Origin of the sequence: Nesterenkonia flava, assembly GCF_031432335.1 — a bacterium.
Classification (GTDB): domain Bacteria; phylum Actinomycetota; class Actinomycetes; order Actinomycetales; family Micrococcaceae; genus Nesterenkonia; species Nesterenkonia flava.
On the sequence record NZ_JAVKGT010000006.1, the window covers coordinates 84,361 to 109,701 of the forward strand.

The 25,341-nt window shown below is 67.5% G+C and carries 18 protein-coding genes and 3 tRNA genes; 15 read left to right on the forward strand and 6 right to left on the reverse strand.

The features are described 5' to 3' along the window. Nucleotides 1-49: 49 nt before the first annotated feature. Nucleotides 50-1,012, reverse strand: a complete 963-nt coding sequence (locus tag RH857_RS03625; protein WP_310536615.1) for a putative endonuclease domain-containing protein — start codon at nt 1,010-1,012, stop codon at nt 50-52. A gap of 389 nt (nt 1,013-1,401) precedes the next feature. Between RH857_RS03625 and RH857_RS03630 the strand changes: the two genes are divergently transcribed. From RH857_RS03630 to RH857_RS03665, 8 genes are all read left to right on the forward strand, one after another. Next, on the forward strand, nt 1,402-2,946 hold the full coding sequence (locus tag RH857_RS03630; RefSeq protein WP_310536616.1) for a pyridoxal-phosphate dependent enzyme: 1,545 nt from the start codon (nt 1,402-1,404) through the stop codon (nt 2,944-2,946). Continuing rightward, on the forward strand, nt 2,939-4,117 hold the full coding sequence (locus RH857_RS03635; protein WP_310536617.1) for a cystathionine gamma-synthase: 1,179 nt from the start codon (nt 2,939-2,941) through the stop codon (nt 4,115-4,117). The genes RH857_RS03630 and RH857_RS03635 overlap by 8 nt, the downstream gene beginning before the upstream one ends. Nucleotides 4,118-4,131: 14 nt before the next feature. Next, the gene (locus RH857_RS03640; protein WP_310536618.1) at nt 4,132-4,845 is read left to right on the forward strand and encodes an NTP transferase domain-containing protein; all 714 of its coding nucleotides are present in this window, start codon (nt 4,132-4,134) and stop codon (nt 4,843-4,845) included. Nucleotides 4,846-4,899: 54 nt separating this feature from the next. Continuing rightward, on the forward strand, nt 4,900-5,226 hold the full coding sequence (locus RH857_RS03645; RefSeq protein ID WP_310536619.1) for a DUF6457 domain-containing protein: 327 nt from the start codon (nt 4,900-4,902) through the stop codon (nt 5,224-5,226). Nucleotides 5,227-5,248: 22 nt separating this feature from the next. Next, the gene (locus RH857_RS03650; RefSeq protein WP_310536620.1) at nt 5,249-6,532 is read left to right on the forward strand and encodes a molybdopterin molybdotransferase MoeA; all 1,284 of its coding nucleotides are present in this window, start codon (nt 5,249-5,251) and stop codon (nt 6,530-6,532) included. After that, a complete protein-coding gene (fdhD, locus tag RH857_RS03655) occupies nt 6,520-7,362 on the forward strand; it encodes a formate dehydrogenase accessory sulfurtransferase FdhD (protein WP_310536621.1) in 843 nt (280 codons plus the stop codon). The genes RH857_RS03650 and fdhD overlap by 13 nt, the downstream gene beginning before the upstream one ends. Before the next feature lie 66 nt (nt 7,363-7,428). Beyond that, entirely contained in the window at nt 7,429-9,753 is a 2,325-nt protein-coding gene (locus tag RH857_RS03660; protein ID WP_310536622.1) for an FdhF/YdeP family oxidoreductase, read from the forward strand. Beyond that, nucleotides 9,753-10,562 carry a YwaF family protein gene (locus tag RH857_RS03665; RefSeq protein WP_310536623.1) on the forward strand — a complete coding sequence of 270 codons (810 nt, stop codon included), beginning with the start codon at nt 9,753-9,755 and terminating at the stop codon, nt 10,560-10,562. The genes RH857_RS03660 and RH857_RS03665 overlap by 1 nt, the downstream gene beginning before the upstream one ends. Nucleotides 10,563-10,578: 16 nt before the next feature. Here RH857_RS03665 and RH857_RS03670 read toward each other — a convergent pair. Then, nucleotides 10,579-10,652, reverse strand: a tRNA-Met gene (locus RH857_RS03670). 254 nt (nt 10,653-10,906) lie between these two features. On the opposite strand from RH857_RS03670, the gene RH857_RS03675 reads away from it, so the two are divergent. From RH857_RS03675 to nrfD, 4 genes are all read left to right on the forward strand, one after another. Next, a complete protein-coding gene (locus tag RH857_RS03675; RefSeq protein ID WP_310536624.1) occupies nt 10,907-12,457 on the forward strand; it encodes an OFA family MFS transporter in 1,551 nt (516 codons plus the stop codon). Between the two features lie 62 nt (nt 12,458-12,519). Next, nucleotides 12,520-15,822, forward strand: coding sequence for a formate dehydrogenase (gene fdh, locus RH857_RS03680; RefSeq protein ID WP_310536625.1), 3,303 nt, complete (start codon nt 12,520-12,522; stop codon nt 15,820-15,822). Beyond that, on the forward strand, nt 15,819-16,823 hold the full coding sequence (locus tag RH857_RS03685; RefSeq protein ID WP_310536626.1) for a 4Fe-4S dicluster domain-containing protein: 1,005 nt from the start codon (nt 15,819-15,821) through the stop codon (nt 16,821-16,823). Before fdh ends, RH857_RS03685 begins: the two co-directional genes overlap by 4 nt. Beyond that, on the forward strand, nt 16,820-17,881 hold the full coding sequence (gene nrfD, locus RH857_RS03690; RefSeq protein WP_310536627.1) for an NrfD/PsrC family molybdoenzyme membrane anchor subunit: 1,062 nt from the start codon (nt 16,820-16,822) through the stop codon (nt 17,879-17,881). The genes RH857_RS03685 and nrfD overlap by 4 nt, the downstream gene beginning before the upstream one ends. An 11-nt stretch (nt 17,882-17,892) precedes the next feature. Here nrfD and selD read toward each other — a convergent pair whose 3' ends face one another. Next, nucleotides 17,893-18,915: a selenide, water dikinase SelD gene (selD, locus tag RH857_RS03695; protein ID WP_310536628.1), complete on the reverse strand. Its 1,023-nt coding sequence runs from the start codon at nt 18,913-18,915 to the stop codon at nt 17,893-17,895. Between the two features lie 69 nt (nt 18,916-18,984). Here selD and RH857_RS03700 point away from each other — a divergent pair. The 3 genes from RH857_RS03700 (at nt 18,985) to selB (ending at nt 22,258) form a co-directional block, all read left to right on the forward strand. Continuing rightward, nucleotides 18,985-19,079 (forward strand) — tRNA-Sec (locus RH857_RS03700). Between the two features lie 63 nt (nt 19,080-19,142). Continuing rightward, nucleotides 19,143-20,468: an L-seryl-tRNA(Sec) selenium transferase gene (gene selA, locus RH857_RS03705; RefSeq protein ID WP_310536629.1), complete on the forward strand. Its 1,326-nt coding sequence runs from the start codon at nt 19,143-19,145 to the stop codon at nt 20,466-20,468. A 2-nt stretch (nt 20,469-20,470) separates the two neighbouring features. Further along, nucleotides 20,471-22,258, forward strand: coding sequence for a selenocysteine-specific translation elongation factor (gene selB / locus RH857_RS03710; protein ID WP_310536633.1), 1,788 nt, complete (start codon nt 20,471-20,473; stop codon nt 22,256-22,258). Between the two features lie 142 nt (nt 22,259-22,400). On the opposite strand, the gene RH857_RS03715 is transcribed toward selB, so the two are convergent. The 3 genes from RH857_RS03715 to RH857_RS03725 all read right to left on the reverse strand — a co-directional run bounded on the left by RH857_RS03715 (nt 22,401) and on the right by RH857_RS03725 (nt 25,210). Continuing rightward, a tRNA-Thr gene (locus RH857_RS03715) sits at nt 22,401-22,472 on the reverse strand. Nucleotides 22,473-22,573: 101 nt separating this feature from the next. Further along, the gene (locus RH857_RS03720) at nt 22,574-24,463 is read right to left on the reverse strand and encodes a DEAD/DEAH box helicase (RefSeq protein ID WP_310536630.1); all 1,890 of its coding nucleotides are present in this window, start codon (nt 24,461-24,463) and stop codon (nt 22,574-22,576) included. A 375-nt stretch (nt 24,464-24,838) separates the two neighbouring features. Next, nucleotides 24,839-25,210 carry a TM2 domain-containing protein gene (locus RH857_RS03725; protein WP_310536631.1) on the reverse strand — a complete coding sequence of 124 codons (372 nt, stop codon included), beginning with the start codon at nt 25,208-25,210 and terminating at the stop codon, nt 24,839-24,841. Nucleotides 25,211-25,341 lie beyond the last annotated feature (131 nt).

The window sequence follows — 25,341 nt, forward strand, 5'->3', positions numbered from 1 at the left end:
GAAGTCCTGTCGGTGGCTCATCGTGCGGAAGCAAAGGGTTGTGACCCGATCACCCGTGCCAGCCCCGCTCGCGGAGGGCCTGGGCCACACGCGTGATCGCCGGTTGCCACTGGCGTGCCCGGTGCCGGTTGGTGATCCGCACCTCTTTCCATCCGTGATCGGCAGCAAGCTCGGCTCGGCTGACGTCGCGCTCCACCTGGTGGAGAGCGGAATGGTGACGGCCTTCGTACTGCACGCACACCTTGTACCGGAGGTAGCTCAGATCAGGCTGAAACAGCGGTGTCCCATCGTCGCTGAAGACCCAGGCATTGACGTCGGCCTCCGGCAGACCGGCGGCCTGCAGCGCCAGCCTCAGCTCTGTCTCCCGGGGTGAGTCGGCACCGACCCTGGCCAGGGCGGCGGCAGTACGAACCATGCGTAGGCCGTTCACCCGACCCCTCCGGGCGAGGGCGTTCCAGAGGTCCTCCGGCTCCGCCAGCTGCGGGCTGCTGTCGCCGAACTCGGGTCGCGGCGGGCGGAGCAGCTGGTCTGCCCAAATCACCGAGTCCCGTAGTGAGGCCGTCAGGGAAAGATCCACCCACGTTCGCACCGGGGAGGTGAGGAGAATGCCCCGATCGGAGCGGACCGTGTCCAGCGGGTCGAGCTGGCACACGTGACTGATGACCCCAGTGGCTCGGCGTATTCCTGCACTGTCGGCAGGGGAGGTCACGTGGACGGGGAGGCGCAGCTGCTGGCCGAAGAGTCCCAGGAGGCTGGCGGCCGTGGCGTGGGAGGCTGCGTGGGGGCGGTCCCGGCTCAGCCCGTGAAGGAGAGCCGCGGCCCGGATCGGCTCGGGCGGAGGCTGGGCGGACACTAGCTCCGGAGCGTGCAGGTAGATGCCGCGCGCAATCTGCACCAGCACCTGATTCCTCACCAACCGACGAATCTGTGCCACGGTCACCCCCTGATCCAGCAGGGAGCGGCGTGTGTGCTGACCTGCCGGCAGCTCAGGCAGGGGACCCGGTGCAGGCATCAGGGCTTCAGGCAGGTAGGGGTCAGCGGTCCAGACGTCGTCATGATGTCCCGTTTCTCTGGAGTGCGGCTTCTGCCGCTGACACTAGGAAAGACCGCAGAGGCCCGCCAGGGGGCGAGCGAGATTGTGGAAAACCATGCAGGGACCGGGTCTCGTACTCTCGCGCAGCCTGTTCACGCGGTGCTTCCGCAGTTGGGGTCAAGAATCAGTCCGTGAACCGGGACGGAAGGCCTGTCGGTGGCTCATAGTGCGGAAGCAACATCCTGCCGGCGCAGTATTGCGTCAGAAGTCAGGGACCTGACCGCCCTTCTCGGTGCGCCGGTAGCCTTGTAGGAGAGTGAGCCGGGGACCCGGCTCAAGCGCAAGCGTGAGACGGGAAGCGAACGAACGTGAAATATGCCCAGTCCGTCGTCGAACTGATCGGCGGCACCCCCTTGGTGAAGCTCAACCACGTCACTGAGGGGATCTCCGCCACCGTTCTGGTCAAACTCGAGTATCTGAACCCGGGCGGATCCATCAAGGACCGCATCGCGCTGAAGATGATCGAGGATGCCGAAGCCGCCGGCACGCTGCAGCCCGGCGGGGTCGTCGTCGAGCCCACCTCCGGCAACACGGGTGTCGGGCTGGCCCTGGTGGCTCAGCAGAAGGGCTACCGCGCCGTCTTCGTCACCGTCCCCAAAGTCGGGCAGGAGAAGCGAGATGTGCTGCGGGCCTACGGCGCCGACGTCGTCGTGGGCCCGGCAGGGGTCGATGCCGAGAGCCCCCTGAGCTACTACGGCATCTCTGACCAGCTGGCCGCCGAGATCGAGGGAGGCTACAAGCCGGATCAGTTCTCCAACCCAGCAGCGCCCAACTCCCACTACGAGACCACCGGCCCCGAGATCTGGGCCGACACCGACGGCAGAATCACCCACCTGGTGGTCGGCGCGGGCACCGGCGGGACCGTCACCGGCACCGGGCGCTACCTCAAAGAGGTCTCCGCAGAGCGTGAGTCCGGACCCGTGCGCGTGGTGGTGGCCGACCCTGACGGCTCCATTTACTCCGGCGGGGAGGGCCGCCCCTACTTCGTCGAAGGCGTGGGCGAGGACGTCTGGGTCGCCAACTACGACCCCTCGATCCCGGACGAGAAGCACGCCATCACTGACGCCGAGTCCTTCGCCATGTGCCGGCGCCTGGCTACCGAGGAAGGCCTGCTCGTGGGCGGCTCCTCCGGTCTGGCCGTAGCGGCTGCGCTGAAGGTGGCCAAGGAACTGGGGCCTGACGACGTCGTGGTCGCGGTGCTGCCTGACTCTGGCCGAGGCTACCTGGCCAAGATCTTCAACGACCAGTGGATGATTGACCACGGCTTCGGCGAGGTCGTCTCCACCTCCACCGGCACCGAAATCAGCGTGAAGACCTCCGAGGAACTCACCGCGGCTGTGCGGGCAGGGGTCATCGGTGCTGACGCCACGGCGCAGGCCCCAGGAACGGGGGCCAAGGACCCCGCCACGACGACGGCGGCAGACATCCTCAGCGCCAAGCGCGGGATGTTCTCCGACGCACTCCCGGAGGTCATCTCGATTCCCCGTCAGACCACCCTGCGCGAGGCAGTCTCGGTGATGAACCGCTACGGCGTGGACATCGTGCCGGTCATCGACCATCCCGGACGGGTCGCGCGCATCGGCGAGGTCTACGGCATTGTGGACGTCGCCTCCCTCAGCGAGGATGTCATTGTGGGCCAGGCCGGCCCTGACGAACTGGTCGCCGATCACCTCAAGGACGAGCTGCCCCTGCTGGGCATCACCGAGACCGTCCCGCAGATTCTGACCAAGCTTCGTGAGAACCCCACACTGCTGGTGGCCAAGGACGGCGACATCGTGGGCGTCCTGACCCGCAACGATCTGCTGGCCCACCTCTCGGGGGCCGACAGCGAGAAGGAGAACACTGATGACTGAGACTCCCCAGGCCGGCGCGGGCCGTGCGCGCGGCTTCTCCACCCACGCCATCCACACCGGACAGGACGTGGACGAGGTCTTCGGCGCCGTGGTGCCGCCCCTGCACTTCTCCACGACCTACGCCCCCGACGGCATCGGCAACCTGCGCCGCGGCTACGACTACGGCCGGGCCGGGAATCCCACGCGCACCGCGCTGCAGGAGCAGCTGGCAGCGCTGGAGGGCGGCGCGCATGCCTTCAGCTTCGGCTCGGGCCTGGCCGCCGAGGACGCCGTCATCCGAGGTCTGCTGCGACCGGGCCAGCGCATCGTCATGGGCAACGACGCCTACGGCGGCTCCTACCGGCTGATCAGCCGCATCCACGGGGACTGGGGGATAGCCAACACCCCGTTGGACCTCAATGACCACGACCGGGTTGCCGCCGAGCTGGCGCACGACGACGCCACCCTCCTCTGGGTCGAGACCCCCTCCAATCCCCTGATGACCGTGGTGGACATCAAGGCCCTGGCCGAGATCGCCCATGCGCACGGAGCACTGCTGCTGGTGGACAACACCTTCGCCAGTCCCTACCTGCAGCAGCCCCTGAGCCTGGGGGCCGACGTCGTCGTGCATTCGACCACCAAGTATCTGGGCGGACACTCGGATGTGGTGGGCGGGGCCGTGGTGCTCTCCGATGACGCGCTGGCGGAGAAGATCGCCTTCCAGCAGTTCGCCGTCGGCGCGGTCTCCGGGCCGCTGGATGCCTACCTGACCACCCGCGGCATCAAGACTCTGGGGGTGCGCATGGACCGGCACTCCTCCAACGCCATGGCCATCGCCCGGCACTTTGAGGGGCACTCCGCCATTGAGCGTGTGCTCTACCCGGGGCTCGAATCTCACCCGGGCCACGAGCTGGCCGCGACGCAGATGCGCGACTTCGGCGGAATGGTCTCCCTGCAGCTGGCCGGCGGGGAACCCGCGGCCCGCAAAGTCGCCGAGGGCACCGAGCTGTTCATCCTGGCGGAGTCCCTGGGCGGCGTGGAGTCGCTCATGAACTATCCCCATGAGATGACGCACGCCTCCGTGCGCGGCACCGAGCTGGCCGTTCCGGAGAACCTGCTGCGGCTCTCCGTGGGCATCGAAGACGTCGAGGACCTCATCGAGGACCTCGAGAAGGCTCTCGGCGGACTCTGAGAAACCGCTCAGGCATGCAGATCATTCTGCTGGCCGGGGGGCGGGGAAGCCGTCTCGGAGGAGTCAACAAGGCCCTGCTGCGGCGCTCCCCGGAACTGGCCCCGGCACCGCCCGCGTCGGAATCAGCCGGGTCGGCACCATCCAGGCCGCCACTGACCGGCCCTGAACCAGTCAGGTCGACCGCGGCCGGGCCGACCCTGCTGCAGCAGTGGGTGAGCGCGCTCGCTGCCCGGGATATCACCGGGGTGGTCGTCGGGGACGCGGTGCTGGGCGAGCACCTGCCGCCCGCTGCCGAGTCTGGCATGGGCCCACCCCTGGTACTGACCCGGGAGGATCCGCCTTTCGCGGGTCCTGCCGCCGCGGTCTGCGCGGGAGTCCGGGCACTGCCCACCCCGGCGGATCCTGCCGGCGGGCAGGTCATGCTGTGCGCCGTGGACATCGCTGAGCCGGCCCCGCTGCTGGACTGGCTTCTGGAGGCGGCGCGCTCGCATCCGCACACGGCGGTGCTGCCGCGGGACGGCGCAGGCCGAGACCAGTGGCTGGCCAGCATCGTCGAGGCCCGTTGGCTGCGTGAGCGAGTCGCTGAGATCCCGCCCGGCGAGGAGGAAGGACAGTCTCTGCGCTGGCTGCTGAGCTCGGCGCAGCCGCTGCGCATCCCTCTGCCGGCTGGGCTCGGGCACGACATCGACGACCCGCACCAGGCCCGGCGCTTCGGCGTCCAGCTGTGAGAAGCTAACTCTCGAAGCACGTGCCACGTATTTGCTGCCATCAGGAGGAGACCGATGTCTGAGACCCCTGCCGCGCCGGAGAATCCCGCGGAGAAGTCCGGGGAGGCTCTGACCCGAGAGGCGATTGAGCTCTGGGTCGCCGAGCTCGCCCACCACCTGGAGATCGACGACGTCGTCCTCGACGTTGACGCGGTCCTGGCCATCGCGGGCCAGGCCGCCCACACCGTGGTGCGTCCGGCCGCACCCGTGACCACCTTCCTCATCGGGTACGTGGCCGGACTGGCCGAAGCGTCTGGCCAGGCTGATTTCGAGAAGGCCTTCCGCGCCGCAACCCGCGTGGCCGAACAGCTGCTGGCCCGGCGCTCCGACGCTGTGGGCTGAGCCGGTCCGTCCCGTCATCGCTATGAAGTCGCTGCAGCAAGCCCGGGAGCTCGTCGCTGCGCTGCCGGCGCTTCCCGCAGCGGATACGCCTCTGCAGGACGCTGTGGGCGGGATCCTGGCTGAGCCAGTCCGGACAAGGCTGCCGCTGCCCCATACCGACACCTCGGCCATGGACGGCTGGGCGCTGGCGGCACCCCGCCGGCAAGAGGTGGGCGGCCGGCTCAGCTGGCAGGTCCGCAGGCCGGGGGCTGAGCATCCCGGCACGCGCCTTCCGGCGCTGGAGGCCGGGGAAGCGATCGGCGTGGTCACCGGCTCTCCGGTGCCCGCCGGCACCGTCTCCGTGCTGCGCAGCGAGCACAGCCGTCTCGAACCCACCGACACGGTGCGGCACAGCAGCCCAGAAGGTGAGAGGGAGAGCACGGGCACGCTCACCGCACTTCCGGAGACCCCTGATCTTCAGCCGGGGCGCAACATCCGCCCCGCCGGGGTGGAGGCCCCAGCGGGCCAGGAGCTGCTGGCCGCGGGGGATACGCTCACGCCCGTAAGGACCGCGGTGGCCGCCGTGGCCGGCTACGACACGGTGCGGATCCACCCCGTTCCGCGGGTCCAGATCCTCACCACGGGGTCCGAGGTCATCTCCGCCGGCCTTCCCGAGCCCGGACAGGTCCGCGACACCTTCACCCTGTCCCTGCCAGGTATGGTCGCCGACCTGGGAGGGGCCGTCACCACCGTGACCCGGCTCGACGACGACGTCACCGGTCTCCATGAGGAGCTCACCGCCACGGCGGCGCACCTGGTCCTCACCACGGGCGGTACGGCCCATTCGCGTGCCGACACCCTGCGTCCGGCGCTGCAGCGGTGCGGAGCCGAGATTCTCATCGACTCGGTGGATATGCGCCCCGGCCATCCCGTGCTGCTGGCGCGGCTGCCCTCCGGGACGCTCGTGCTGGGCCTGCCGGGCAATCCGCTGGCAGGCTTTGCGGCCCTGACGCTTCTGGGCAGACCACTGCTGGGTGCCCTCCGGGGCGTCCCCGCGCCCGAATGTGCCGAGGTCTTCACCGCCTCGGCGGGGGAGGACCTGGAGCCCGCCCGCCGCGGACAGCGGCTGTTGCCCGTGCGGCGAACCGGAGGCAGCATCCGTTCGGCCGGATTCTCCCGTCCGCATATGATGCGGGGGCTGGCCTATGCGGAGGCGTTCGCCGTGATTCCGCCCCGGGGCATCCAGACCGGGGAGCCTGTGACGTGCCACCCGGTGCCCGGCCACCACCTGCCCCCTCACCCCAGGAGAGCCCCATGGGACGACTGACTCAGCGCCGCCGCGTAGTGCGGGTGACCCGCACCGAGGCCGGTGTCGCCACCCGGGAGCGCGCCGATGTGCTGGCCGCCGAGGAGCCCCTTGAGCTGCGCATGCGCGGTGAGTCCTTCACGGTGACCATGCGCACCCCCGGGCATGACTTTGAGCTGGCCGCGGGCTTCCTGGTCTCCGAAGGCATCCTGAGCTCGCCCGAGCAGCTGCTGGGACTGCGCTACTGCGCGGGAACGGATGAGGCGGGCAACCAGACCTACAACGTCATCGATGCCGACCTCGACCCGGCCCTTGCCGCACTGGCCGTCAAAGATCGGCGCCAGGTGCTGACCACCTCGGCATGCGGAATCTGTGGCACCACCTCCATCGACGCCGTAGAGAAGGCACTTCCCGCCCATCAGCCCGCAGCTCAGCTGACGATGAGTGCTCAGACCCTGCTGGACCTTCCCGACCGTCTGCGCGAGGGGCAGCAGCTCTTCGACAAGACCGGGGGCGTTCACGCGGCCGGGCTGTTCAGCGGTGAGGGTGAGCTGCTGTGCGTCCGGGAGGATGTGGGACGCCACAACGCAGTGGACAAAGTCGTGGGCCGCGCCTTCCTCGACGGACAGCTGCCCCTGGGCGGCACCGCGCTGCAGGTCTCAGGCCGCGCCTCCTTCGAGCTGGTGCAGAAGGCGGCGCTGGCCGGAGTCGAGCTGCTCAGCGCAGTGGGGGCGCCGTCGTCGTTGGCGGCCGATCTTGCCGAACGGGCTGGCATCACCCTCGCCGGCTTCTCCCGCGGGCGTTCGATCAACATTTACACCCATGCGCACCGCATCAGCGACGTGGCCTGAGGGTTCCGGAGTCCGCTGAGCGGGACGTCTTTTCCGATCCCCGGAAGGGCCTGAAACAATGGGCTCATGTCAGACGTGCGGGGCAAGGTCGCCCAGATCACCGATATTGATGAGGACCAGCTGAGCGTCAGCGCGCCCAAGAGCTATGCCGCCGGCCTCAAAGCCGTCCAGGTCTCCTTTGACCGGGGCCTGACTCAGGGCGGAGTCTCCCGCACCGTGCGTTCGATGCTGCGGGTCAACCAGCCCGACGGCATCGACTGCCCCGGCTGCGCCTGGCCCGAATCCACCACCGGGCACCGCAAGAAGATCGAATTCTGCGAGAACGGAGCCAAAGCCCTCGCTGAGGAGAACACTCAGCGCGTGGTCACTCCACAGTGGTGGGCGGAGCACCCCATCTCTGAGCTGCAGACGCGCACTGAGTACTGGCTGGGCCAGTCCGGGCGCATCACCCACCCCATGATCATCCGTGAGGGCGAGGACCACTACCGGCCCATCTCCTGGCAGGAGGCCTTCGAGATCATCGGTGAGCATGTGCGGGCGACGACGCCTCAGAGATGCGTCTTCTACACCTCGGGCCGCACCGCCAACGAGACGGCCTTCATGTACCAGCTGCTGGCCAGGAGTCTGGGCACCAACAACCTGCCGGACTGCTCCAACATGTGCCACGAATCCTCCGGCACCGCTCTGAACCCCACCATCGGCATCGGCAAGGGTACCGTGTCTCTGGAGGATCTGGAGAACTCCGAACTGATCTTTGTGGTGGGCCAGAATCCCGGTACCAACCACCCCCGCATGCTCGGTGCCCTGGCAGAGTGCCGCAAGAACGGCGGCAAAGTGGTGGCGGTCAATCCTCTGCCCGAGGCCGGACTCATGAAGTTCAAGGACCCTCAGACCCCCAAGGGGCTCATCGGTGACGGTGACAGGATCAGCGACGAGTTCCTGCAGATCAAAGTCGGCGGTGATCAGGCCCTGTTCCAGGCTCTGGGGCACCTGCTGCTGAAGAAGGAGGAGGAGAACCCCGGCACGGTGCTCGATGCCGAGTTCATCGCCTCCTCCACCACCGGGTTCGAGGAGTACCGGAGTGCTCGCCAGCAGCTGGACTGGGACGAGGTGGAGCTGGCCACCGGGCTGACTCGAGAGGAGATCGAACACATCGGAGATCTCCTGGCGGCGTCGAAGGCCACGATCTTCTGCTGGGCGCTGGGTATCACCCAGCAGCCGCATTCGGTGGACACGATCAAGGAGATCATCAACCTGTTGCTCGTTCAGGGCAACTTCGGCAAACCCGGCGCGGGGGCCTGCCCGGTGCGCGGACACTCCAACGTCCAGGGCGACCGGACCTTCGGCATCTGGGAGAAGCCCAAGGAATGGTTCCTTCAGAAGCTCGACGCGGAGTTCGGGATCGTCTCCCCGCGTGAGCACGGCTACGACTCCACCGAGGCCATGAATGCCATGGCCGACGGTGAGGTGGACGTCTTCGTCTCCCTGGGCGGCAATCTGGCCATGGCCAACTCTGACACCGAGGTGATGGAGGAGGGACTGAAGAAGACGGGGCTCACCGTCCACATCTCGACCAAGCCCAACCGCTCGCACGTGGTGCACGGAAAGACCTCGCTGATTCTGCCCACCCTCGGGCGCTCGGACCGGGACGACAAGCACCCCGGCGGAGCTCAGTTCCTCTCCGTGGAGAACTCGATGTCGGTGGTCAGCTCCACCAAGGGGCGGTTGGAGCCGGTCTCAGACCACCTGCTGGCCGAGCCGGTGATCATCGCCCGCATGGCTGAGGCAATCCTGGGAGCCGACCACGCGGTGGACTGGAAGGCTATGGCTGAGGACTACGACGTGATCCGCGATCACGCCTCCCGCGTGATTCCCGGCACGGAGAACTTCAATGAACGCATCCGGAACAAGTACGGCTTTGTGCTGCCGAATCCGCCGCGGGACCGCCGGGCCTTCGCGACTGCCACGGGCAAGGCGGCGTTCACCGTGCGGGACCTCGAATACCTGGTGCCGCCCAAGGGCCACCTTGTGCTGCAGACCATGCGGTCCCACGACCAGTACAACACCACTTTCTACGGGCTCGATGACCGCTACCGCGGGATCTCCGGCGGTCGGCGCGTGATCCTCATCCATCCCGAGGACCTGGAGGAAACGGGGTTCCAGGACAGGGATCTGGTCGACGTCGTATCGGTCTTCAGAGGCGAGGAGCGCCGAGCCGAGCGGTTCCGTCTGGTCTCCTATCCCACGGCGCGCGGCTGCGCGGCCGCCTACTATCCGGAGGCCAATGCTCTGGTACATCGTGACTTGGTGGCTCGGGAGTCCAACACTCCCGGATTCAAGGCCATGATGGTCCGCTTCGAGCCCGCAAAAGAGGTGCTCGCCACGGCCTGATGAGTCTCACACCCCCGCTCCACCCCGGCGTCGCGATCCTCAGCACGGATTCTCTCGACACCGCTCCCCTCGGCGCCGTGCATATGCTGCTGCTGGGCGTTACGGCGGTGTTGGCGGTCCTGGTGCTGTGGGGTGCCCGCAGGCTGCGGGGCAGCCGAGCTGAGAGCAAGGTCTACAGCGGGGCCGGCTGGGGGATGTTGGTGCTCTCGGTGCTCTACACGGGCTGGCTGCTGCTGCCGGGGAACTGGTCAGTGGGACAGTCCCTTCCCCTGCACTATTCCGATGCGCTGCGCTACGTTACCGCTCTGGCGCTCATTCGGCGCGCCCGCTGGGTGGTGGCCATCACCTGCTTCTGGGGGCTTACGCTGAACCCCCAGGCCATGCTCACTCCGCATCCGAGCATGCTGGAGCCCTCGGTGCACTTCGGCTTCTACTGGGTGCTCCATATCGCCGTCCTGCTGGCCGCTCTGGCCCTGGTGTGGGGCGTGGGCTATCGCCCGGGGTGGAAGGATTTTCTCTGGGCCTACGGCATTGCCCTGGGGTGGGCCGCACTGGTGATGCCCGTTAATGCTCTTCTCGGGACCAACTATGCATTCCTGAACCGTCACCCGGACGGGGCGTCCCTGCTGGACTGGCTGGGGGAGTGGCCGGTCTACGTGGTGTGGCTTGCGGTGCTGGTCGGCGTTGTGTGGGCGGCGATGACGTGGCTCTGGAGTCGAGGATCGGCAGGAGCCGCGGTGCCGATGCTCGCGTCGCAGCGGGGTTCGCACGCACAAAGGCCCCCACTATCCCGAGAGCACGGGGAGTAGGGGCCTTCTGAAGTAGTAGCGGTGGCGGGACTCGATCCCGCGACCTCACGATTATGAGTCGTGCGCTCTAACCAGCTGAGCTACACCGCCACGAACGACTTCTCGTTCAGGCCGAGAATCTGCGGCGCAGACTTCGACAACAGCCACCTACATTATCACCCCGTGATCGTAGCGCTCAACTCAGCGCCCGCGGTCCAGGCCCCCTCAGGGGATGCCGCGTCACCGGCTCGTCCGCTGCCTGGTGCCAGGCTGGCAAATTCCCTCTGCCTATTGCCTTGTTTCGTGTGGGCTGATACCTATTGATTGTCGTGATATATATCACGTTCCACAACGGAGGAGCTGGCATGGCAACTGCTGCACCACAGACCCGATCCGCTTCAATGCAGCGCATCACCGCAGGTCCCGGCTTCAACAGGTGGCTGATTCCGCCGGCGGCCCTCGCGATCCACTTCTGCATCGGCCAGGCTTACGCAACCAGCGTGTACAAGACGGAGCTGGTGGCGCACTTTGAGACGAGTCAGACCGCCGTCGGCATTATCTTCTCCATCGCCATCGTCATGCTGGGGCTCTCGGCGGCGCTCTTCGGCACGTGGGTCGACCGCCACGGCCCCCGCCGTGCGATGCTTGCGGCGACCGCCTGCTGGGTGACCGGCTTCGCCGTCGGAGCGGTCGGCATCTACACGGGCCAGCTCTGGCTGGTCTACCTGGGCTACGGCTTCATCGGCGGTATCGGTCTCGGCATCGGTTACATCTCCCCAGTCTCCACCCTGATCAAGTGGTTCCCGGACCGCCCCGGACTCGCCACGGGCATGGCGATTATGGGATTCGGTGGCGGTGCGATGATCGCCAGCCCCCTCTCCTCCGCATTGCTGCGCCTCTATGACGGGGGAGTCCCCGAAGGGGACATTCACACCGGACAGGCCGTCGGGAGCCTCTTCCTGACCCTCGGGGCGATCTATCTGGTGGTCATGCTCTTCGGCGCCTACATTGTGCGGGTGCCGCACCCAGACTGGAAGCCCGAGGGCTTCGACCCGAGCGCGGTGAAGAAGAAGTCCCTGGTCACCAGCGGCAACGTCAAGGCCAACACTGCCATCACGACCCCGCAGTTCTGGCTGCTGTGGACCATCCTCTTCTGCAACGTCACCGCCGGAATTGGCATCCTGGAGCACGCCTCCCCCATGATCCAAGACTTCTTCCGCGGCGACGACGGCAGCTCCACGGTGGCAGCGACAGCAGCCGCCGGATTCGTCGGCTTCCTGAGCCTGACGAACATGGCTGGGCGCTTCATCTGGTCCTCCACCTCCGATGTCATCGGGCGCAAGAACATCTATCTGCTCTACCTGGGCGGCGGCGTGCTGCTGTACTTCGCACTGGCCACCTGGGGAAGCCTCTCGATGGCGCTGTTCATTGTCTTCTCGGGGATCATCCTCAGCTTCTACGGCGGCGGTTTCGCCACGATCCCCGCCTATCTGCGAGACCTGTTCGGAACGCTTCAGGTCGGGGCGATCCACGGTCGCCTCCTGACGGCCTGGTCCGCTGCAGGCATCGCCGGGCCTCTCATCATCAACGGCTTCCTCGACGCCCGGGGTGAGCCCGGGACCCTGACTGCGGCCGATTACCGGCCGGCGCTGTTCACCATGGTCGGCCTGCTCGTGATAGGTCTGATCGCTAACATCCTGGTGCGTGCCGTCAATGAGAAGCACCATGTCGAGAGTGCCCCCGAGAAGTCGGACGGTCCCGAGGAGAAGGCGGACGCCGTCGCCGCTGAGAAGTCGGTGAAGTCGGCATCGGCGCCGCGGGTTCCGGTCTGGCTCGCGTGGGTTGTTGTCGGGATCCCGCTGGCCTACGGAGTGCTGCAGACGTTCAGCAATGCCGTGCGTCTCTTCACGGGATAGGTGAGACGCGTATGAGCAAATCGCCCCTCGTCAGCGCCGGAATCGCGTGCTAGCATCGCGTTATGACAAGGATCACACCCTTGGAATGGCCGGTTCTCCGCCAGCTGCGCTCGCGGGATAAGTCCGGCCGTGGTGCTGCGGTCACCTCGAAGAAGACACGCAACACCGTTCCGCGCACGGACGAGGCCGATACCGTCGCCCAGAGCGTATGCCCCTACTGCGCCGTCGGGTGCGGGCAGAAGATCTACGCCAAGGACAACCGCGTCATTCACATTGAGGGCGACCCGGATTCCCCCATCTCTCGAGGACGTCTGTGCCCCAAGGGGGCCGCCAGCGAGCAGCTCGTCAATTCCGCCGGTCGTCAGACCACAGTTCTCTACCGCGCACCGCGGGCCCGTGACTGGGAGCAGCTGGACCTCGACACCGCGATCGACATGATTGCCGACCGCTTCCTCGAGGCACGACGCCGGCACTGGGAGGACACCGACGAGCACGGCAACCCCGTGCACCGGACCCTTGGGATCGCCAGCCTCGGCGGTGCCACGATCGACAACGAAGAGAACTACCTCATCAAGAAGCTGTTCTCAGCGGCCGGGGCCATCCAGATCGAGAACCAAGCTCGTATTTGACACTCTTCCACGGTTCCCGGTCTGGGAGCCTCGTTCGGGCGAGGGGGCGCCACACAACCCCAGCAGGATCTGGCCAACGCCGACTGCATCGTCATTCAGGGATCCAACATGGCCGAATGCCACCCTGTCGGGTTCCAGTGGGTGACCGAAGCCAAGCGGCGTGGAGCGCGAATCATCCACGTTGACCCGCGCTTCACCCGTACCAGCGCGGTGGCCGACCGCCACATCGCTCTGCGCGCCGGCAGTGACATCGTGCTTCTGGGAGCGCTGATCAACTATGTGCTGACCAACGACCTGTGGTTCGAGGAGTACGTACGCGCCTACACCAACGCCGCAACCCTGGTGGCCGAGGATTACCAGGACCCCGAAGACCTCGACGGCGTCTTCTCCGGCTACAACCCGGAGGACGGTTCCTACGACAATTCCTCCTGGGCCTATCAAGCGGCCGGGCCGGACGAGAAGATCGATGAGCCTGGTGACGAGCCCGACATCGACACTGCCGAGGCCCACGAGTACGGCGAGGGAGGTCCCGCGCTGAAACACTCGAAGGTCCTCCGCGACGAGACCCTTCAGGACCCCCGCTGCGTCTTCCAGGTGCTCAGACGCCACTATGCCAGGTACACACCTGAGATGGTGGAGCGCACGTGCGGCATCTCCGCGGAGGACTTCCAGTACCTCGCCGAATCGATCACCCAGAACTCCGGTCGCGAGCGCACCACCGCCTTCGCCTACGCGGTGGGATGGACCCAGCACGCCCAGGGCGCCCAGTTCATCCGTACAGCCGCGATCCTGCAGCTGCTGCTGGGCAACATGGGCCGCCCCGGCGGCGGCATCATCGCCCTGCGCGGCCACGCCACCATCCAGGGGTCTACTGACATTCCCACCCTGTTCAACCTGCTGCCCGGCTATCTGCCAATGCCGGAGGCCGGTGAGCACAACACCCTGGACGACTACATCGAGGCCATTCGCTCCACCAAGCAGAAGGGCTTCTGGGCCAACGCCGCTGATTACACCGTGAGCCTGCTGAAGGCCTGGTGGGGTGACGCGGCGCAACCGGAGAACGACTTCGCCTACGGCTACATGCCCCGACTCACCGGTGCCCACGGCACCTATCAGACGCTCGAGCGCATGATGCGAGACGAGATCGACGGCTACTTCCTGCTGGGGCAGAACCCCGCAGTGGGCTCGGCCAACGGCAAGATGCAGCGCCTGGGCATGTCCCACCTGAAGTGGCTGGTGGTCCGCGACTTCAGCCTCATCGAATCCGCCACGTGGTGGAAGGACGGCCCGGAGATCGAGACCGGCGAGCTGCGCACCGAGGACATTGAGACCGAGGTCTTCTTCCTGCCCGCGGCTAACCACACGGAGAAGGCCGGGTCCTTCACCCAGACCCAGCGCCTGGTGCAGTGGCGGCACCAGGCCGTGACCCCGCCGGGTGACGCCCAGAGTGAGCTGCACTTCTTCTACGAGCTGGGTAAGAGGATCCGCCAGCGGTTGGCGGACTCCACGGACTGGCGTGACCGCCCCCTGCTGGATCTCACCTGGGACTATCCCACCGATGAGCACGGGGAACCCGACGCCGAGGCCGTGCTGGCTGAGATCAACGGCTACTACACCACAGGCCCGCAGAAGGGACAGCCGCTCTCCAGCTTCACCCAGATGCGCTCCGACGGCTCCACCGCCGGCGGCTGCTGGATCTATACCGGTATCTACGCCGACGGCGTGAACCAGGCGGCACGGCGCAAACCGGGCCAGGAGCAAGACGAGATCGCGGCCGAGTGGGCATGGGCATGGCCCGCCAACCGGCGGGTGCTCTATAACCGTGCCTCCGCCGACCCCGAGGGCAGGCCCTGGAGCGAACGCAAGAAATATGTGTGGTGGGATGCGGAGACGCAACGCTGGACGGGCAAGGACGTCCCGGACTTCCCCGTGGATCTGGCGCCGGATTCTCGTCCGGACCCCGACGCCGGCGGCGTCGCTGCTCTGGCAGGAGATGATCCGTTCATCATGCAGGCGGATGGCAAAGGGTGGCTCTTCGCGCCCAATGGCGTGGTGGACGGTCCGCTGCCGACCCACTACGAACCGCCGGAGTCTCCCATCGACAACCCCCTCTACCGCCAGCAGAGCAATCCCGCCCGGGTCACCTTCCCCCGGAAGGACAACCTGCTGGCGCCGTCGGCGGCGCAGCCCGGTTCCGAAGTCTATCCCTACGTGTTTACGACCTACCGGCTCACCGAGCACCACACTGCTGGTGGCATGAGCCGGTTCCTGCCCTACCTCTCCGAGCTGCAGCCGGAGATGTTCTGCGAGGTCTCCCCCGAGCTGGCCGAGGAACTCGGACTCGAACCCTATGGCTGGGCCACCATCATCTCTCCCCGCTCGGCCATTGAGGCCAAGGTCTTCATCACCGAGCGCATGACCTCACTGACCATCGACGGCCGCCGGGTCCATCAGGTGGGTCTGCCCTACCACTGGGGCCGCGGCAGCGAGGCCGTCGTCGAGGGCGACGCGGCCAATGACCTCCTGGGACTCTCCCTGGACCCCAACGTTCACATCCAAGGGTCCAAGGCGGCCCAATGCGCGGTGCGGCCGGGTAGGCGGCCGCGCGGCCCAGCGCTGCTGGAACTCGTCGAGGACCTCAGGCGCCAGGCGGGACTCACCATCGCCACCGGCAATCAACGACTCACCGTGCCCCGGAACGCGCCCGACAACGACCCCCGTGAGGAGCAACGATGAAAGCGCTGACCGAAGACCCCCGCCGCAGCCAGGAGGCCTACGAGGACCGGGCGGGCTCCCGCAAGGCTTTCTTCACTGACACCTCCATCTGTATCGGCTGCAAGGCCTGCGAGGTGGCCTGCAAGGAGTGGAACCGCAACCCCCAGGACGGCACGCTGGAGGTGCTGGGCTCCTCCTACGACAACACCGGAGAGCTGGGAGCCAATACATGGCGCCACGTCGCCTTCGTGGAGCAGGACAAAGAGCGCATTGACCAGGCGCGGGAGTCGGGGCGCAAGCTGGTAAGCCTGGGCATGCCCAGCATCGGTCCTCCGCCGAGCCGAGATCCGGCCGCGCAGTCCTCGGGAGACACCGCCCCGCCGAATACCGACGAATTCCGCTGGCTGATGTCCTCCGACGTCTGCAAGCACTGCACCAACGCCGGCTGCCTGGATGTCTGCCCCACCGGGGCCCTGTTCCGCACGGAGTTCGGAACGGTGAAGGTGCAGGAGGATATCTGCAACGGCTGCGGCACATGCGTGGCCGGATGTCCGTTCGGTGTGATTGAACGCCGCGACGACGGTACGGTCAACCCCAAATCGGACCGCCGTGACTCCAAGTATGCCCAGGAGATCCCCAACGAGGGCACCGCTAACAAGTGCACCTTCTGCTACGACCGGCTGGTGGACGACAAGACCCCCGCCTGCGCCCAGACCTGCCCGACGACGTCGATCAAGTTCGGCGACCATGAGGACATGGTCGCGCAGGCGCGGGAGAGGGTGGCCGAGCTGCGCGAGAAGGGCATGACGGAAGCTCGACTCTACGGAGCCAACCCCCGCGACGGAGTGGGCGGCACCGGATCCGTGTTCCTCCTGCTGGATGAACCGGAGGTCTACGGCCTGCCGCCGGACCCCCGGGTCGCCACCAAGGACCTGCCGCGGATGTATAAGCGCACCGCGCTCGCCGCGGTGGGCATGCTCGCTGCGGTGGGCGCCTCCTTTGCCCTGGGAGGACGCCGGTGACCACCTCGCGGCACGACAGCCACCGGCCGCCACAACAGCCGCGCAGTCGCAAAGAGCGACGCAGGGCAGACGAAGGCGCACGGGAAGTGCCCATGGTGGACAAGCCGGAGTTCACCTCCTACTACGGCCGGCCCGTGGTGAAGGCTCCGCCCTGGGGAGACGAAATTGCCGCCTATCTCTTTCTGGGCGGACTGGCCGGAGGCTCCTCGCTGGTGTCCCTGGGAGCGCAGCTCACGGGCAAGCGCATGCTGCAGCGTAACGCCAGGCTGACGGCTCTGGGCGCCGTCGGGCTGGGAACGGCTGCCCTGGTGCACGACCTGGGGCGACCGGAGCGCTTTCTGTACATGCTGCGCACCTTCAAAGTCACCTCCCCCATGAGCGTGGGCAGCTGGATCCTCAGCGTCTTCAGCACGGGAGCGGGAATCACTGCCGCAGTGGAGGTGGATCGGCTGACCGGCCAGCGCCTGCCCCTGGGGCCGCTGCGCCGAGTCCTGCACGCTCTGGAGGCTCCGGCCGAGGCCCAGACCGCGCTACTGGCTGCCCCGCTCGCGAGCTACACAGGAGCGCTGCTGTCTGACACTGCCGTCCCCACGTGGAACGCTGCAAAGGACGAGCTGCCCTTCGTCTTCGTCTCCTCGGCCGCCCTGGCAGCCTCGGGAGCAGCGCTGGTGCTCACTCCCGTGGCCGAGACTCAGCCCGCTCGAGTGCTGGCCGGATTCGGGGCCGTGGGGGACGTGGTCTTCATGAAACTCATGAAGAAGCGCATGCACCCGGCGGAGGCCGAGCCCCTCCGTGAGGGCGCCCCCGGAACCATGCTGAAGTGGGCCGAGCGGCTCGCCGTCACCGGGGCCGCCGGAGCGGTGCTCCTGGGAGGCCGGCGGACCACAGCGATCGCCAGCGGCGCGCTGATGCTCGGCGCATCGGCGCTGACCCGTGTGGGCTTCCTGCGTGCCGGGCTGGCCTCCGCGAAGGACCCGAAGCACACGGTGGAGCCGCAGAAGGCTCGCCTTGAGGCTCGCCGGGCCCAGGGCGTCGTGCATGACTCCATCACGACCTGAGGGGCGACTCCTCAGACGATCTCGATGACGGCGTCCGCTCCGGCGGGGATCTCCAGGGTGTGTCCGATGACCGGGTAGCCCGGAACCTCTCCGACAACGAGCAGTCCGCCCGAGGTCTGGGCGTCCGCGAGGGTCAGCAGCTCATCCTCCCCGATGCCTGCGCCCGGGCGCAGGTGGTCTCGGACCCAGTCCAGGTTTCGCCGTGTGCCCCCAGAGATGTATCCCTCCCGCAGGGCCGCGAGAGCGCCGTCGATGACCGGCACCGCCGCAGCCTCGATGCGGGCACTGACGCCCGAGGCCCGGCACATTTTGTACAGGTGCCCCAGGAGGCCGAAGCCCGTCACGTCCGTAGCGGCCCGGGCGCCCGCCTGCACCGCGGCCCGGGACGCCTCGCGGTTGAGCTGGACCATGGTGTCCACCGCCTCGGGAAAGACCTCCCCGGTGGCCTTGTGTCGATTATTCAGCAGCCCCAGCCCGATCGGCTTGGTCAGGGTCAGAGGAAGTCCCGGCCGGGCGGAGTCATTACGCAGCAGCTTCTCAGAGGGCGCGAGCCCCGTCACCGCCAAGCCGTACTTGGGTTCCGGGTCGTCTACGGTATGTCCGCCGATGAGGGGACATCCGGCCTCCTGGGCCACCGCGAGTCCGCCGCGCAGCACCTCGGAGAGGAGCTCCATGGGCAGCTTCTCCCGCGGCCAGCCCACCAAGTTGATGGCCACAGTAGGAGTGCCTCCCATGGCATAGATATCGGAGAAGGCATTGGCGGCCGCGATGCGCCCCCAGTCGTAGGCATCATCGACCACCGGAGTGAAGAAATCGGCGGTGGAGAGGACCGCCCGGTGCTCATCAAGACGCACCGCGGCGGCGTCGTCCCCGTCGTCGAGACCCACCAGGACCTGATCGTGATGGGGGGTGGGCAGTGTGGCGATCACGCTCTCCAGCTCGCCGGGGGGAATCTTGCAGGCGCAGCCTCCGCCGTGGGCATAGGTGGTCAGCCGCAGGGGCGTGGTCTCGGTGGCCGAAGACGTCGCTGTCATGGTCTCGAGTATAGGAGCGCACTGCAGCCCTGTCGTGGTCCGGATCACCCTCCGTGGTACTTTGGCCGAGGAGGTGTCTGAGTCCTGGTGGGCTCCGCGGTCTTCAAAACCGTTGAGACCGAGTATCTCGGTCTGGCGGGTTCGATTCCCGTCCACCTCCGCCACTTTCAGCGGTGCCGCAGGGTAGCGACCGTGCGGCACCGCCAGCATGTCTGAGGAGGCCGCACGTGGTTGAGAAGGATTCCCGCCGCCTCATCCCGGGGACCGACACCCTACTGAGCCACCCGCGCATCCAGCAGGCGGCCCAACGCCTCAGCCCCCATGTGGTCAAAGGACTCATCCGGAGCGCGCAGCAGCGTGCCCGGCGCGGGGAGCTAGCACCCGAGGAGGTGCAGTCCGAGGTGCTCGCGCAGCTGGGCTCCCTCCGTGCGAGTTCGCTGCAGCCGGTCATCAACGCCACCGGGGTCATCGTCCACACCAACCTGGGACGCGCGCCGCTGTCACACTCAGCACGCGAGGCGGTGGCGGAGGCCGCCGGGTATGTGGACGTGGAGATGGATCTGAGCACGGGACGGCGCTCCCGGCGAGGGGCAGAGGCCCGACGGGCACTCATCGAGGCCTGTCCCCACGCGGAGGACGCCCTCGTGGTCAACAACGGAGCCGCGGCGCTCGCCCTGGCGACCGCCGCTCTGGCCGGCACCGGCGAGGTGGTGATCAGCCGCGGAGAACTGGTGGAGATCGGCGCGGGGTTCCGCCTGCCGGACCTTCTGGCCGCCACCGGGGCCCGCCTGCGGGAAGTCGGAGCGACCAACCGCACGCACCTGGCGGACTACAGCGCTGTGGCAGGAGAGGCTGCCGCCGTACTGAAGGTGCATCCCAGCAACTATCTGATCCGGGGGTTCACCTCCTCCGTGCCTGTGGCAGACCTGGCGGCGCTGTGCCGGGAGCACGGGCTCCCGCTCATCGTCGACGTCGGCAGCGGGCTGCTGGTCCCGGATCCCCTTCTCCCCGATGAGCCGGACCTCTCAGGCGCGCTGGCCGACGGGGCGGACCTGGTGATCGCCAGCGGAGACAAGCTGCTGGGCGGCCCCCAGGCTGGTCTCCTGCTGGGCAGCGCGTCGATGATTGCGGCCCTGGAGAAACATCCCCTGGCGCGGGCCATGCGCGTGGACAAACTGACCCTCGCCGCCCTGGAGGCCACGCTGCGTGGCGGTCAAACTCCCGTGCAGGCGGCGCTGCACGCTGATCCCGAGGCCCTCAGGAGCCGGAGCGCGGATCTGGCCACCAAGGTGGGGGGCCAGGTGGTCGCCCATGAGGGGCGAGTAGGCGGCGGCGGTGGAGCCGAGGTGCCCCTTCCGGGGTGGGCGGTTCAGCTGCCCGATTCTGCGGCGGCTGCGCTGCGTGCCGCGGACCCCGCCATTCTCACCCGCACCACCGGATCGGTCTGTCTGGTGGATCTGCGGTGCGTCCCTCAGGAGCAGGACGACGTCGTCGCCGAGACCATCCGCAGTGTGCTCGCCTCCCTGCCGGCTGAGGAGGGAGGACGCCCGTGACCATGCACGTGATGGCAACGGCCGGACACGTGGATCACGGCAAGTCCACGCTGGTGCGTGCACTCACCGGCACGGAGACCGATCGGTGGGAGGAGGAGCGCCGGCGCGGGCTGACCATCGACCTCGGATTTGCCTCCATGACCCTGCCATCGGGACGGGTTCTGTCCTTCGTGGACGTCCCGGGACACGAACGGTTCCTGGGCAACATGCTCTCCGGACTCGGGCCGGCGCCCCTGGTGTGCTTCGTTGTCGCAGCAGACCAGGGGTGGCAGGCGCAGTCCAGTGACCACCGGGATGCGGTGGCGGCGCTTGGCACCCAGGGCGGGGTGCTGGTCATCACCCGTGCGGACCGCGCTCCGGACCGTGTGGCCGAGGTCCTCCAGCAGGCCAGGAGTGAGCTCGCCGGGACCGGCCTCGCGCACGCTCCGGCGGTTGTCGTCTCCGCAGTGGAGGGCACGGGAATGGTGCAGCTGCGCGAGACCCTTGATGCTGTCCTCGCTGACTCGCCCGCCCCCGCCGCCGAGGACCCGGTGCGACTGTGGGTGGACCGGGCCTTCAGCCTGCGCGGGGCCGGGACCGTCGTGACCGGCACCCTCGCGGCAGGCCGGCTGCAGCGGGCCCAGCAGCTGCAGCTGGTCGGCGAGCACGTCAGTGCCGCCGTAACGGTGCGTGGACTCCAGTCTCACCACCGCGACGTGGAGACCCTTAAAGGAGTGAACCGCGTTGCCGTCAACCTCCGTGGGGTGCAGACTGAACAGCTGGCTCGCGGCGACGCGTTGCTCACCCCCGAGGCCTGGCACCTGACTCGGGTGATCGACGTACGGCACGTCTCGGGGGAGGATTTCGCCGACGGTCCCCAGAGCCTCACCGTCCATGTGGGCACCGCGGCGGTGCCGGCTCGCTGCCGCCGGTTCGACGACGCCCACGCGCGCCTGACCTTGGCACGGTCGCTGCCCCTGCGGATCGGGGAAAGGCTCCTGCTGAAGGGCTCCAGCAGCCGGGCCGTCCGGGCCGGGGTTCATGTTCTTGACGTGGATCCGCCTCCCATGGGGCGGCGCGGAGACGGACGACGCCGAGCTCAGACACTGGCTGCTCTGCCAGTCACCGGTGATCTGATTCACGAGGTGCAGCGCCGGGGCGCCGTCCGGGAGGCTGCGCTGCGACGCATGGGCCTGCGGGTGCCGGCCACGGTGAATGCTCCCCTGCGGCGACTGGGTGCGTGGCTGGTGGACGCTGAGCAGCTGCGGCAGTGGGCTGAGCAGCTGCAGAACCTGACACAGCAGCACCAGGAGCGCGACCCGCTCTCGGCGGGGCTCTCCGAAGGGGCCGCGGCCGATCAGCTGGAGCTTCCCGACCGCGGATTCCTCACGGTGCTCATCGAGGAGGCTGGACTGGATCGGGAGGGCGGCTACCTGAGCAGTGCACAGGCCCCCACAGGTCTGGGCGACGCTGAAGAGGCGGTGGCCCATCTGGAGGAGGCGCTAACCAGCCAGCCATTCCAGGCACCTGAGGCGGATGAGCTGACCGCACGAGGTCTGGGGGAACGCGAACTAGCGGCGGCGGAGCGTCAGGGGCGCCTGCTTCGGCTGGGGGAGGGGCTTGTGCTGCTGCCGAGCTCCCCGGCCCAGGCCATGCGCATCCTGGCCCAGCTGGAGCAGCCCTTCACCGCCAGCGCCGCGCGCAAGGCTTTAGGGACGAGCCGCCGCGTAGTGATCCCGCTACTGGAGGAGCTGGACTCCCGAGGCTGGACCCGACGGGTGGACGCCTCCCTGCGTGAGGTCGCCCGGTAATACTGGAGAAGAAACGAGAAAAGCGCAGAAACCATAAGGTTCCTGCGCTTTTCTTTCCGGACGAGAAGGCCGGCTCAACAGACCGACTTTCTACGTCTTTAGGTCGGAGGTTCGGCCTGAGCCGAACCGACTTCCTTCACTGAGCCCCAACCGGGAATCGATCCCGGGACCTCAGTCTTACCAAGACTGCGCTCTACCACTGAGCTATTGGGGCAACGACAGAACACTTTATCACCAGTTTTCCTGCTTGCTCAAATCGAGTGCAGAACCGGCTGGTGCCCTGTCGTTTCGCGGCCTTTTCAGGCCTCGATGAGTCTACCAGCGGGGCTTGCGATCCTTCTTCTTGAAGCCGCCGTCGCCCTTGGAGAAGCCGCCCTTGCGCGGACCGCCCTTACCGCGGAATCCGCCGCGGGCACCCTCATCGTCGTGACGGCGGAAGCCGCCGCCGGAGGGTGCACCGGAGTCGCGCTCAATCTTGATGAGCTCACCACCGATGCGGGTCTTGGCCAGCGCCGCCCACTGCTCGGAGGAGAGCTTCTCAGGAAGCTCCACCAGGGAGTGGGTCGGCCGGATGTCGATGCTGCCGATCTCACGGGCGCTCAGGCCCGCCTCGTTGGCAATGGCACCCACGATGTGACCGGGGGCCACACCGTCCCGACGTCCCACGGAGATCTTGTACATCGCGTTGCCGGGACCGGCGGTGGCGGGTCCACGCTCACGACCTCCACGCGGAGAGCGCTCGGGGCGGTCTCCCCGGTCACGCCCGCGGTCCTCGGAGAAGTCACGGCTGGACTCGCGCAGGAGCTCGTCCTCGCCGTTCTCGTCCAGGAGCAGCGGACGCCCGTCGTGGACCATAGCCACCAGGGCGGCGGCGACGTCCTCGGCCGGGGTGTTGTGCTCAGAGACGTAGGAGGAGACCAGGCCGCGGTACTCCTCGAGGTCGTGGCTGGAAAGAGTCTCGGTGATGCGCTCGGAGAAGCGCTCCAGGCGGGAGGCGTTCACATCGGAGATGGTGGGCAGGCTCATCTGCTCCACGGTCTGCCGGGTGGCCTTCTCGATGGACCGCAGCATCCGGCGCTCGCGCGGGGTCACGAACAGCACGGCCTCACCGGAACGACCGGCGCGGCCGGTGCGGCCGATGCGGTGCACGTAGGACTCGGTGTCCAGCGGGATGTCGTAGTTGAAGACATGACTGATGCGCTCCACGTCCAGTCCGCGGGCCGCCACGTCGGTGGCCACCAGGACGTCGATGCGACCGTCCTTGAGCTGTTCCACGGTCTTCTCGCGCAGGTTCTGCGGAATGTCACCGTTGATGGCGGAGGCACGGAATCCTCGGGCGTTGAGCTTGGAGGCGACCTCTTCGGTGGCGGAGCGGGTGCGCACGAACACGATGGCGGCGTCGTGCGGCTCGGTCTCCATGATGCGCACCAGCGCCTCGGGCTTGGCGTGGTGCTTGATGAAGACGAAGCGCTGGCGAATGTTGTCGCTGGTGGTGGTCTTCGTCTTGACCGAGACCTCCACCGGATCGTTGAGGTATTCGGCGGAGATCCGGCGGATGGCCTTGGGCATGGTCGCCGAGAAGAGGGCCACCTGCTTGTCGTCGGGGGTCTGGGCGAGGATCTTGTCGACTTCCTCAGCGAAGCCCATGCGCAGCATCTCGTCGGCCTCATCCAGGATCAGGTGCTTGATCTCGGAGAGGTCCAGGGAGCCCTTGGACATGTGGTCGATGACGCGTCCGGGGGTGCCGACGACGACGTTGGCGCCACGGCGAAGGCCCTGCAGCTGGGGGCCGTAGGGCGCTCCGCCGTAGATCGGCAGCACGGAGATCCCGGGGACCTTGGCTGCGTAGGTGGTGAAGGCCTCGGCGACCTGGATGGCCAGCTCACGGGTGGGAGCCAGCACCAGGGTGTTGGGCACGGAGCCCAGGTCGCCGTCGTCGTAGGCCTGGGCCATATGAGTCAGCGCCGGCAGGGCGAAGGCCGCGGTCTTGCCGGTTCCGGTCTGCGCGAGACCGACCACGTCGCGACCGGAGGTCAGCAGCGGGATGGTCTGGGCCTGGATGGGGGAGGGGGTTTCGTAGCCCATGGCCTCAATGGCTGCCAGGACGCGGTCATCCAGGCCCAGCTCAGCGAAGCGGGGGCCTTCGGGGGCAGTCTCAGCGGCGGTGTTCTCGGCGGTGGTGGTGTCCACGGCGGTCTCGGTCATGGTGACTCCTTGTCACGTCGGGCGGCCGCAGACCCGTGACGGGCACACCTCAGGCGCAGGATGCGTCAACCGCAGATGCTCGAACCGCACGGTGGGGCCGCGCGGTGCATGGGCACAGCAGGGTGCATCAGGTGATATCGCTGGGGATGATCGTTCACGGGGACATGGGCCGCTATTTCGGCTCCGGAGTCAACCCGTGACAACTTCACAAACCTCAACCAGGCCTACCAGCTGAAAAGATCAGCTGCGCTGGGAGTCAGCACACAAAGACGGGAATGTTCCGGAGAATGCTGATCCAGTCTACGCGATGGATCACAGGAACACTAATCCGCCGCAGCCGACCACCGAGGCGGCTGCGGCGAGACCGGTGTGAGGCTACTGCCAGTTGATCTGCTTGAGCGCCCGGGTGCCCTTGCAGACGATGATGATGAAATCGATCAGCTGCCAGATGCCGAAGGTCGCCCAGCTCAGCAGCAGCTTGGCAATACCCAGACCCACATGGCCCAGGTAGAACCGGTCGATGCCCAGGGTCCCCAGGAAGAAGGACAGGATGATGGCCACGGCGTGGCTCTTCGGCGGGCCGGGGTGATAGCCCTGGCCGGGGTAGGGCTGCTGCGCGTAGCCCTGCGGGGGCTCGCCGTAGGCGGCCTGGCCATAGGGCTGCTGCTGTGCCTGCGGAGGCATCTGCTGCGGAGGCTGCGGACCGGCGCCGGGGTTCTGGCCGGGGTAGGGGGTCTGCTCAGTCATGTTCACTCATTCCGTTCCAAGGTGACGTGCTGACACTGGGAATCGTACCGTTGCCGCTGCGCCTGCGTCAGGAGCGCGACGAGACTCAGAGAAAGTCCCCGCGTAGCCAGGGGCCGTGCCTCATAGAAAAG

Coding starts and splice junctions, on each gene's coding strand:
- selD (WP_310536628.1), bottom strand. CDS start 18,915: ATGACAGCGACGTCTTCGGCCACCGAGACCACGCCCCTGCGGCTGACC.
- selB (WP_310536633.1), top strand. CDS start 20,471: ATGCACGTGATGGCAACGGCCGGACACGTGGATCACGGCAAGTCCACG.
- fdhD (WP_310536621.1), top strand. CDS start 6,520: ATGGGACGACTGACTCAGCGCCGCCGCGTAGTGCGGGTGACCCGCACC.
- RH857_RS03675 (WP_310536624.1), top strand. CDS start 10,907: ATGGCAACTGCTGCACCACAGACCCGATCCGCTTCAATGCAGCGCATC.
- RH857_RS03650 (WP_310536620.1), top strand. CDS start 5,249: ATGAAGTCGCTGCAGCAAGCCCGGGAGCTCGTCGCTGCGCTGCCGGCG.
- RH857_RS03665 (WP_310536623.1), top strand. CDS start 9,753: ATGAGTCTCACACCCCCGCTCCACCCCGGCGTCGCGATCCTCAGCACG.
- RH857_RS03635 (WP_310536617.1), top strand. CDS start 2,939: ATGACTGAGACTCCCCAGGCCGGCGCGGGCCGTGCGCGCGGCTTCTCC.
- RH857_RS03640 (WP_310536618.1), top strand. CDS start 4,132: ATGCAGATCATTCTGCTGGCCGGGGGGCGGGGAAGCCGTCTCGGAGGA.
- RH857_RS03660 (WP_310536622.1), top strand. CDS start 7,429: ATGTCAGACGTGCGGGGCAAGGTCGCCCAGATCACCGATATTGATGAG.
- RH857_RS03625 (WP_310536615.1), bottom strand. CDS start 1,012: ATGCCTGCACCGGGTCCCCTGCCTGAGCTGCCGGCAGGTCAGCACACA.
- RH857_RS03685 (WP_310536626.1), top strand. CDS start 15,819: ATGAAAGCGCTGACCGAAGACCCCCGCCGCAGCCAGGAGGCCTACGAG.
- RH857_RS03645 (WP_310536619.1), top strand. CDS start 4,900: ATGTCTGAGACCCCTGCCGCGCCGGAGAATCCCGCGGAGAAGTCCGGG.
- RH857_RS03720 (WP_310536630.1), bottom strand. CDS start 24,463: ATGACCGAGACCGCCGTGGACACCACCACCGCCGAGAACACCGCCGCT.
- RH857_RS03725 (WP_310536631.1), bottom strand. CDS start 25,210: ATGACTGAGCAGACCCCCTACCCCGGCCAGAACCCCGGCGCCGGTCCG.